Annotated in this window: 6 protein-coding genes; 1 reads left to right on the top strand and 5 read right to left on the bottom strand. The window is 71.9% G+C overall.

Annotation, left to right across the window (positions count from 1 at the left end):
• Window positions 1-4: 4 nt before the first annotated feature.
• The 4 genes from V7Q31_RS16225 to V7Q31_RS16240 form a co-directional block, all read right to left on the bottom strand.
• On the bottom strand, window positions 5-280 hold the full coding sequence (locus tag V7Q31_RS16225; RefSeq protein WP_333834901.1) for an AbrB/MazE/SpoVT family DNA-binding domain-containing protein: 276 nt from the start codon (window positions 278-280) through the stop codon (window positions 5-7).
• Window positions 281-519: 239 nt separating this feature from the next.
• Window positions 520-927 (bottom strand): DUF2442 domain-containing protein, encoded by a 408-nt coding sequence (locus V7Q31_RS16230; protein ID WP_333834902.1) that lies wholly within the window; start codon window positions 925-927, stop codon window positions 520-522.
• Window positions 928-1,151: 224 nt separating this feature from the next.
• Window positions 1,152-1,574 carry a type II toxin-antitoxin system VapC family toxin gene (locus V7Q31_RS16235; protein WP_333834903.1) on the bottom strand — a complete coding sequence of 141 codons (423 nt, stop codon included), beginning with the start codon at window positions 1,572-1,574 and terminating at the stop codon, window positions 1,152-1,154.
• A complete protein-coding gene (locus V7Q31_RS16240) occupies window positions 1,571-1,828 on the bottom strand; it encodes a type II toxin-antitoxin system Phd/YefM family antitoxin (protein WP_333834904.1) in 258 nt (85 codons plus the stop codon). Before V7Q31_RS16240 ends, V7Q31_RS16235 begins: the two co-directional genes overlap by 4 nt.
• 314 nt (window positions 1,829-2,142) lie before the next feature.
• On the opposite strand from V7Q31_RS16240, the gene V7Q31_RS16245 reads away from it, so the two are divergent.
• On the top strand, window positions 2,143-3,309 hold the full coding sequence (locus V7Q31_RS16245) for a Uma2 family endonuclease (protein ID WP_333834905.1): 1,167 nt from the start codon (window positions 2,143-2,145) through the stop codon (window positions 3,307-3,309).
• A 184-nt stretch (window positions 3,310-3,493) separates the two neighbouring features.
• Here the strand turns inward: V7Q31_RS16245 and V7Q31_RS16250 are convergent, their stop codons facing one another.
• Window positions 3,494-6,844 carry a DEAD/DEAH box helicase gene (locus V7Q31_RS16250; RefSeq protein WP_333834906.1) on the bottom strand — a complete coding sequence of 1,117 codons (3,351 nt, stop codon included), beginning with the start codon at window positions 6,842-6,844 and terminating at the stop codon, window positions 3,494-3,496.
• Window positions 6,845-6,943 lie beyond the last annotated feature (99 nt).

Here is a 6,943-nt window from a genome sequence, read left to right on the forward strand (position 1 = left end):
CGCGTCAATCGCGACCATGTCGCCGCGCCGCCTCGCCAAGGACCGCGGCGTCCATCTCCTCCAGCGACTTGGCCGGGCCCGACGCCCGCAGCATGCCGAACACGCCCGCAGCTGTCGTGGGCGGAAAGGCGGGGGCGGCGCGCAGCAGCACGCCCTCCGGCGTCTCCTCGACGACGAGCCGTGTGCCGGCGCTCCATCTCCGGCGTTCCCGCACGGTCTTCGGCAGGATGACCTGACCCTTGGTCGAAACCGTCGTGGCGAGGGGGTCGGAGGCGGCCATCAGCGATCCTGGATGGTAAGACACAAGTAAGATAGCCAAGGGACGTCTCGACCACAAGGGCGCGCCTCCGGCTGCCGGAAGGCCGCGGCCACAAAGGTTCTCCGATGTGGATCGCCGAAGGGTCCCTATGCCGATCGACACCGTAAGTCGTTGATGCCATAAGGCCAGACGAGGTTACACTTCGGTGCTTGTTCACAGCCTGTCAAAGACCCGCGGCGCAAGGCCACGACACTTGCGGTTCAGGACGCCGATTGCCTGCGCGGCCTCCCGCCCTTGGCGCCATTGGCGCGAGCCGCCGCCGCCTTGGCCGGCGACGTCGCCTGCCCGGCCTTGCGCGCCAGATAGGCTGGCGTGCCAAAGAGCCCAGCCAGCAGGCCCGGAACGGAGAGATCAACGTCGATGGCTTCCCAATGCAGGCCAAAGCCCGCGCCGAGAATCTCGACCGCAGCCAGTTCCTCGTCCGTCGCCTGCTCCAGACCCTGCGCGAGGTGCGGCGGGAAGGCGAAGGTGCAGCCGTTGGTCAGATCGATGACGATGCGGCCGTTCTTCCGGTCATAGCGCACGGACGTGGCGCGCGGCTCACTCCGCCGCGCGAGACGGCCACGCTCTTCCGCGACGTCGATCTCGGCGTCCATCAGGTCAGCCAACGATCTCCCTCCATCGGTCCAGAAACGCCCGCTTGTGGTCCCGCACCAGCTACATCGCCCTGCGCACGTCGTATCCCTTCATGCCATCGACCCAGACAAGGACCGGCGCGCCATGTGGCCCGACCAGATTGATCTTGGCCTGCCAGTCACCGAACAAATGCACATGGGCGGGCTCGTGATCGACCGTGAAGATGAGACGCCCAGTCCATAGGCGCGGTGGATCGTCACGGCTCCGGCCATGGGTTGACGACATCGACGCCAGTCGGCGCGAAGTCCCGGATGTTGCGCGTCATCACCGTGAGCCCGTGGCGTCTGGCGCTGGCGGCGATCAGCCCGTCGGCGGCGCCGACGGTGCGACCGACAGCTTGGGCCCTGGCCGTCATGAGACCCCACAGCCGGGCGGTCTCGGCGTCGATGTCGAGGATGCGGTCGGCGTAGTCGCGCTCAAGCCCGGCGAGCCAGGCCCCGAGCGCCGCCTTGCGCGCGCCATCGGCCATACGGGCGACGCCGCAGGCGAGTTCACCCAAGGTGATGACGCTGAGATAGACGGCATCTGCCGCCAGCGCGTCGACGGCGGCCGCGACGCGCGGCTCGCCGTCCGTCCGCCGCAGCTCCGAAACCACGCAGGTGTCGAGCAGGAGCCTCAAAGGTCCACCGGCCGAATGGGGCTCGCGTCGCGCTTCAGGTCGACCCCGTCGAGCGACGGGCCCTGCATCAGGTAGCTCACGAGACTAGGCTTCTCGCCGGTCAGCCGTCGATACTCGGCCTCGGCGAGGACAATGACGGCCCCGTCGCGCCTGGCGATGCGCTGCGGGCCTTCTGTAAGCGCACGCCGCATCACCTCGCTCAGGCGGTTCTTTGCTTCGGCGACTGGCCATGTCATATGCACACCCGTGAACATCTAGACACGCTAGACATAGCAGGATCGGCCGGTCTCTCCAAGCCGAATGGCCGATGTCCCTGGATGCACGGCGAAGACACTCCCACCACGCGATCGACCGGCGGTTCTCCGGCGCCCGCCCCGCGATCCACCGGAACTGCAAGGCCCCTCACTGCACACAATCAGCGTCAGTCGTGAGGGGCGGCGGTGGAGAGGCGACGTCCCGGTTCGCGCACAGCACGCGCGACCGACGCCGGGCACAAGGGCGTCGGGCGACGCCGCCATGGCTATCCTGAACGCCTGCACCCATGATCGGGGCGCCGGGGAGGACCGCCATGAAGCCGTCTGGATCGACCGAGGCCGCCACCTTCGTTTCGAGCGGCGCGTTCGCAGCAGGGGCCGAGTTCGTGTCGGGCGCCATTCTGCCTGCGCCGCTCGGAGGACCGCGCCACGATCGAGCCGTCGGGCGAGCGGCGGGGGTGCTGGAGCGCGCCATCCTGGGCGGCGCATCGCGCCTGACGGTCCTCTCCGGCCGAACGGCCGCCGTGGCCGCCGGTTGCGACGTGCTGAGGCCCGACATCGCGATCGCGCCACCACCAGCATCGCACCAGCCTCTGATTGCGCCTGCGCTCGTTTGCGAAGTGCTGGACCGCGCGTCCTGCGATCTCGATCTCGCGGTCAAGGTCGACGCCTGGCGCGCCGCGCCCTCCGTCGACCATGCGATGTGGATCGATCCGGACCGGGGCGGGCTGCTGCACATGCGCCGCCGCGGAGCGCGATGCGTGTTCCGCTTCTACGACGATGGCGTGCTGGACCTCGACGCCTTAGGCGTCGTCGTCGACGTGCATGCGCTCGCGGAAGCTTCGGACGCCTCGACATCTGCGCGAACTGACGAACGCCGCCCCTACACCGATCTGCCGCTCAGCGGCCGGCGGCTGCCGCGCTTCGCCGACGTCGATGATTTTCTTGCCTGGTACGAGATCGTCCCGGGCAAGCAGCGGTTCGAGTTGGTCCGCGGAGCCGTCCGCTTCGCGGACATGCGCGACCCTGCGCCCGAAGGGCGTAGCCCCGGTCTGGCGGTCGGGCTGCTGCGGTTCCGGCAGAAGCTTCTGTCGATGCTCCAGAAGGCGTGCGGGCCGGGCCTCGCGGCGCTGTCCGGCGGACTGCTGGTCGCCATCGGGTCTGACTGCGCGCTCTGTCCCGATCTGGTCGTCGTCGAGGGGCCCATCGGGAACGACGACACATCCTTCGTGGAGCCTCTGATCGTCGTCGAGATCCTGACCGCCGGCAGCGCCGCGCGCGACGCCACGGTCAAGCTGGACGCCTATCTCGGTCATCGCGGCATCCGGTGGGTTCTCCTGGTCGATCCATCGGAACGCGCGGTGATGGTCTATCGAGGCTCCGGCGATCGTCAAACGCCGCGCCTGCTGACCGGGGGCTCCCTGCCGCTGCCTCCGCTTCGCGTCCCGCTCGATATCGCCGCGCTGCTGGCCAATGACTAAGTCAATATCTGCCTCACCAGCCTGCGCGGACGGTCGAGAACAGACGGTGCGTCCGGGACCAGAGCAGCCGACAGGCCCGCAGCCGCCTCGGCGAGCGGGGCAGCGCAGCCGGCGACGGCCGCTGAGCGCGCTTGACGTTCCGCGAAGATCTCCTCCGTTCTGATCGTCAAACGCCCGCCCGCGTCTAATCCGTCGCGCCGAACAGCAGCGCGAGGTCGTCCTCGTCGAGCGCGAGCGGGCCGCTCGCCTTGCCCTCGAACAGCGCGTCGGCCATGGCCTGCTTGCGCGCCTGCAACGTGACGATCGCCTGCTCAACCGTGCCCTCGGCGACAAGGCGATGCACGAACACGGCGCGGCGCTGGCCGATGCGGTGCGCGCGGTCCATCGCCTGGCGCTCGACGGCAGGGTTCCACCACGGGTCGTAGAGGATCACCGTATCGGCCGCCGTCAGCGTCAGCCCGACGCCGCCGGCCTTCAGGCTGATGAGAAACAGCGGCGCGTCGCCCTGCTGGAAGGCGGCGACGGCGCCGTCGCGGTCCTTGGTCTCGCCGCTCAGCCAGGCATGGCGCCAGCCGCGCGCCGTCACGTCGGCCTCGATCAGCCGCAGCATGGCGACGAACTGCGAGAACACCAGCACCCGGCGGCCCTCGGCGAGCAACTCCTCCAGCAGCGCCATCAGCCGGGCGCGCTTGGCGCTGCCGGCCTTCGCCGCGGCGGGGTCCTTCAGCAGGCCCGGGTCGCAGCAGACCTGACGCAGCTTCAGCAGCGCGTCGAGGATGGTGATGCGGCTGGCCGCCAGTCCGCGCGCGGCGATCGCCGCGCGCACGCGGGCGTCCATGGTGGCGCGGATGGTCTCGTAGAGAGCGCGCTGCCGCTCGCCCAGCGCCACCAGATCGGTGATCTCGGTCTTGTCCGGCAGGTCGGCGGCGACGTCGCCTTTCGTGCGGCGCAGCAGGAACGGGCGCACCCGCGCGTTCAGCCGCGCCTGCGCCGCGGCGTCGCCGTCGCGCTCGATTGGAGTGCGGAACGCGGCGCGGAACCCCTTGCGGTCGCCGAGCAGCCCCGGGATCAGCCAGTCGTAGAGCGCCCAGAGATCCTCCAGCGAGTTCTCCAGCGGCGTGCCGGTCAGCGCCAGCCGCATCCGCCCCTCCAGCGCCCGGATGTGCCTCGCGACCGCCGAGGAAGGGTTCTTCACCGCCTGCGCCTCGTCGAGCACGACCGCATCCCACGCCTGCGCCTTCAGCACGGAGAGGTCGCGGTGCAGCAGGGGATAGGTCGAGACGACGAGATGCGCCGCGCCGATACGGTCGAAATCCGCCGCGCGCCGGGGCCCGTGCAGCGCCAGCACCCGCAGGCCCGGCGCGAAGCGCGCGGCCTCGGCGACCCAGGTTCCGACTAGGCTCGTCGGCGCAACCAGCAGGCTGGGGCGGTCCGACCCGGCGGCGAGATGGCGGTCGGCCAGCAGCGCCAGCGTCTGCACGGTCTTGCCCAGCCCCATGTCGTCGGCCAGCACGCCGCCGAAGCCGGTCTCGGCCAGCGCCTTCAGCCAGCCGTAGCCGGTCTTCTGGTAGGGCCTGAGCGTGGCGGTCAGCGCCGCCGGCGGCTCGGCCATCGGCGCTGCGGCGAGTGCGCGCAGCCGGTCGGCGAGTTCCAGCAGCGCCGCGCCGCCCGAGAAGGGCACGCCGCAGCCCGCCAGCGCCTCGGCGAGGGCGCGCAGCGGCGCCGCCTCGGCCATGTGTGCGCCGTCGAACAGGTGGCGGGCGGCAAGGCAGGCCTCCACCAGCGGCGCCAGGCGCTCGCCCGTCAGGGCGACGTGGCGACCGTCCGGCAGCCGCTGATAGAGCACCATGTCCTCGAGAAATTCGCCGGGGTCGAAGTCTCCAGCGAGCCGCCCCTCGGCGTCGAGCGGCAGCGCCGCGATGATCGCGGCGATCAGCGGCGCGATCTCGATGCTCTGGCCGTCGGCCACGAGCGTCAGACCCACCGAGAACCAGCCGCCGTCCCCCTCAGCCACGGTCGCGCGGATGTCGACCGGCCCGTCATGCAGCCGGTAGGGCCAGCTCGGGTCGATCTCGATGCGCCAGCCTTCGGCGCGCAGCTGCGGCAGCGCCTCGGCGGCGAACGCCAGCGCGCGGTCGTCGGGCCGGTCAGGGTCCGGGAAGGCGAAGTCGCCGCGGCCGGCGCCGCGCGCGTCGAGGCCGAGATCGCGCAATGGCATGGCCTCAAACGCCGCCAGCCGATCGAGGGCGGCGTCCTCGGCGCGCCCGTCGCGCTGCACGATCACCACCGCGTCGCCCTCGCGCAGGCGCGGGTCGGCGCGCTTCCCGCCGCGCGGCTCGGCCGGGACGGCGACGCCGGCATAGTCGAAGGCGAGCCGCAGCGCCGCGATCTCGACCGTCGGCGCCACGCTCTCCCAGTATTCGACGCGCCGGCGCGCCTGAAGCGCGTGCAGCCGCAGCACCGGGACCGGGCGCACGCCGGCGCGGGTCTCGGCGCGCATCGCGCGGGGCGCGGGCGGCCGCGCCGTCGCCAGCCGTCCGAACGCCTCGGCGACCATCGCCGCCGCCTCCACCGGCACGGCCGGCGCCTGCGCCAGCGCGCGCGCCATCGCGGGCGGGACCGGCAGGGCGACCGGGCCGATCTCGCCGGTCTCGGGGTCGAGGCAGGCCGGCGGATCGATGGGCAGCAGCACGAGCGGGCGCTCCGCCGCATCGGTCAGGACCAGTCGCTGCGCGCCGTCGGCGCCCGCGCGCCAAAGAAACGCGCCGTCGCGCGGCGGACCTAGGCGCAGGACGGGTCCGTCGGCCTCGCCCAGCCGTCCGCGCCCCGTCTCGGCCACGCGCGCCAGCGTCTCCATCGTGGCGCCGGGTTCGGTCGGCGGGGCCGGATAGGCGTAGCCATGGGCGCTGTGGCGCAGACCCTGCTGGTCGATCCGGCGCAGGATCCACCGGTCCACGGGCAGGATGAACTTCGGCGGCGTCTCCCAGTTGATGCGGGTCGGATCGTAGGGCCGCGGGCTCGCCCCGAATGACCCGTCCTTGCGCAGCGTCGCCTTGACCAGCGCCAGCGAAAGCCTGCGCCCGTCGCCCGGATGGAGCAGATAGAGCAGCCGGTCGCGCACCGTGTCGGGGTAGCCGGTCCGCTCCGGCTCGGGCGGTCGGTCGGCCTCCGCCAGCGCAGCGAGCCATGACCGCAGGGCGGGCGGCAAGGCTGGCGCGGGTGCGGCCGATGCGGGTGCGACCGGCCTGGGCGGCGCGCCCCGCTCGACGGCGACGACCAGCGCGGCGGCGACATGCTTGCAGCGGGCGCCGACCGGGCACTCGCAGACCGATCCCAGCCCCAGCCCGCGCGCGCCGCGTCTCGCAAGGCGCGCCTCGAGCCGATAGACCGCCCCGCCGCTGCCCCGAACGCGCGCCCGCACAAGATCGTCGGGCGCGCCGGCGATTTCCAGCACATGGCCGCCGCGCGCATAGCCGAGGCCGCGCGAGAAGGTGGCGGCGTCGAACAGGCGGCGGACATCGGCGAGTGTGGTCATGACATGGCTCTTCGCGGGCCGTAGGACTTCCGACTACCGCGACGGTTTTCGCAAGACCCATGGCGACCCACCCGGGCCGACACGCACTGCAGGCGGTCG

It is taken from the genome of Rubrimonas sp. (assembly GCF_036788415.1).
Classification (GTDB): domain Bacteria; phylum Pseudomonadota; class Alphaproteobacteria; order Rhodobacterales; family Rhodobacteraceae; genus Rubrimonas.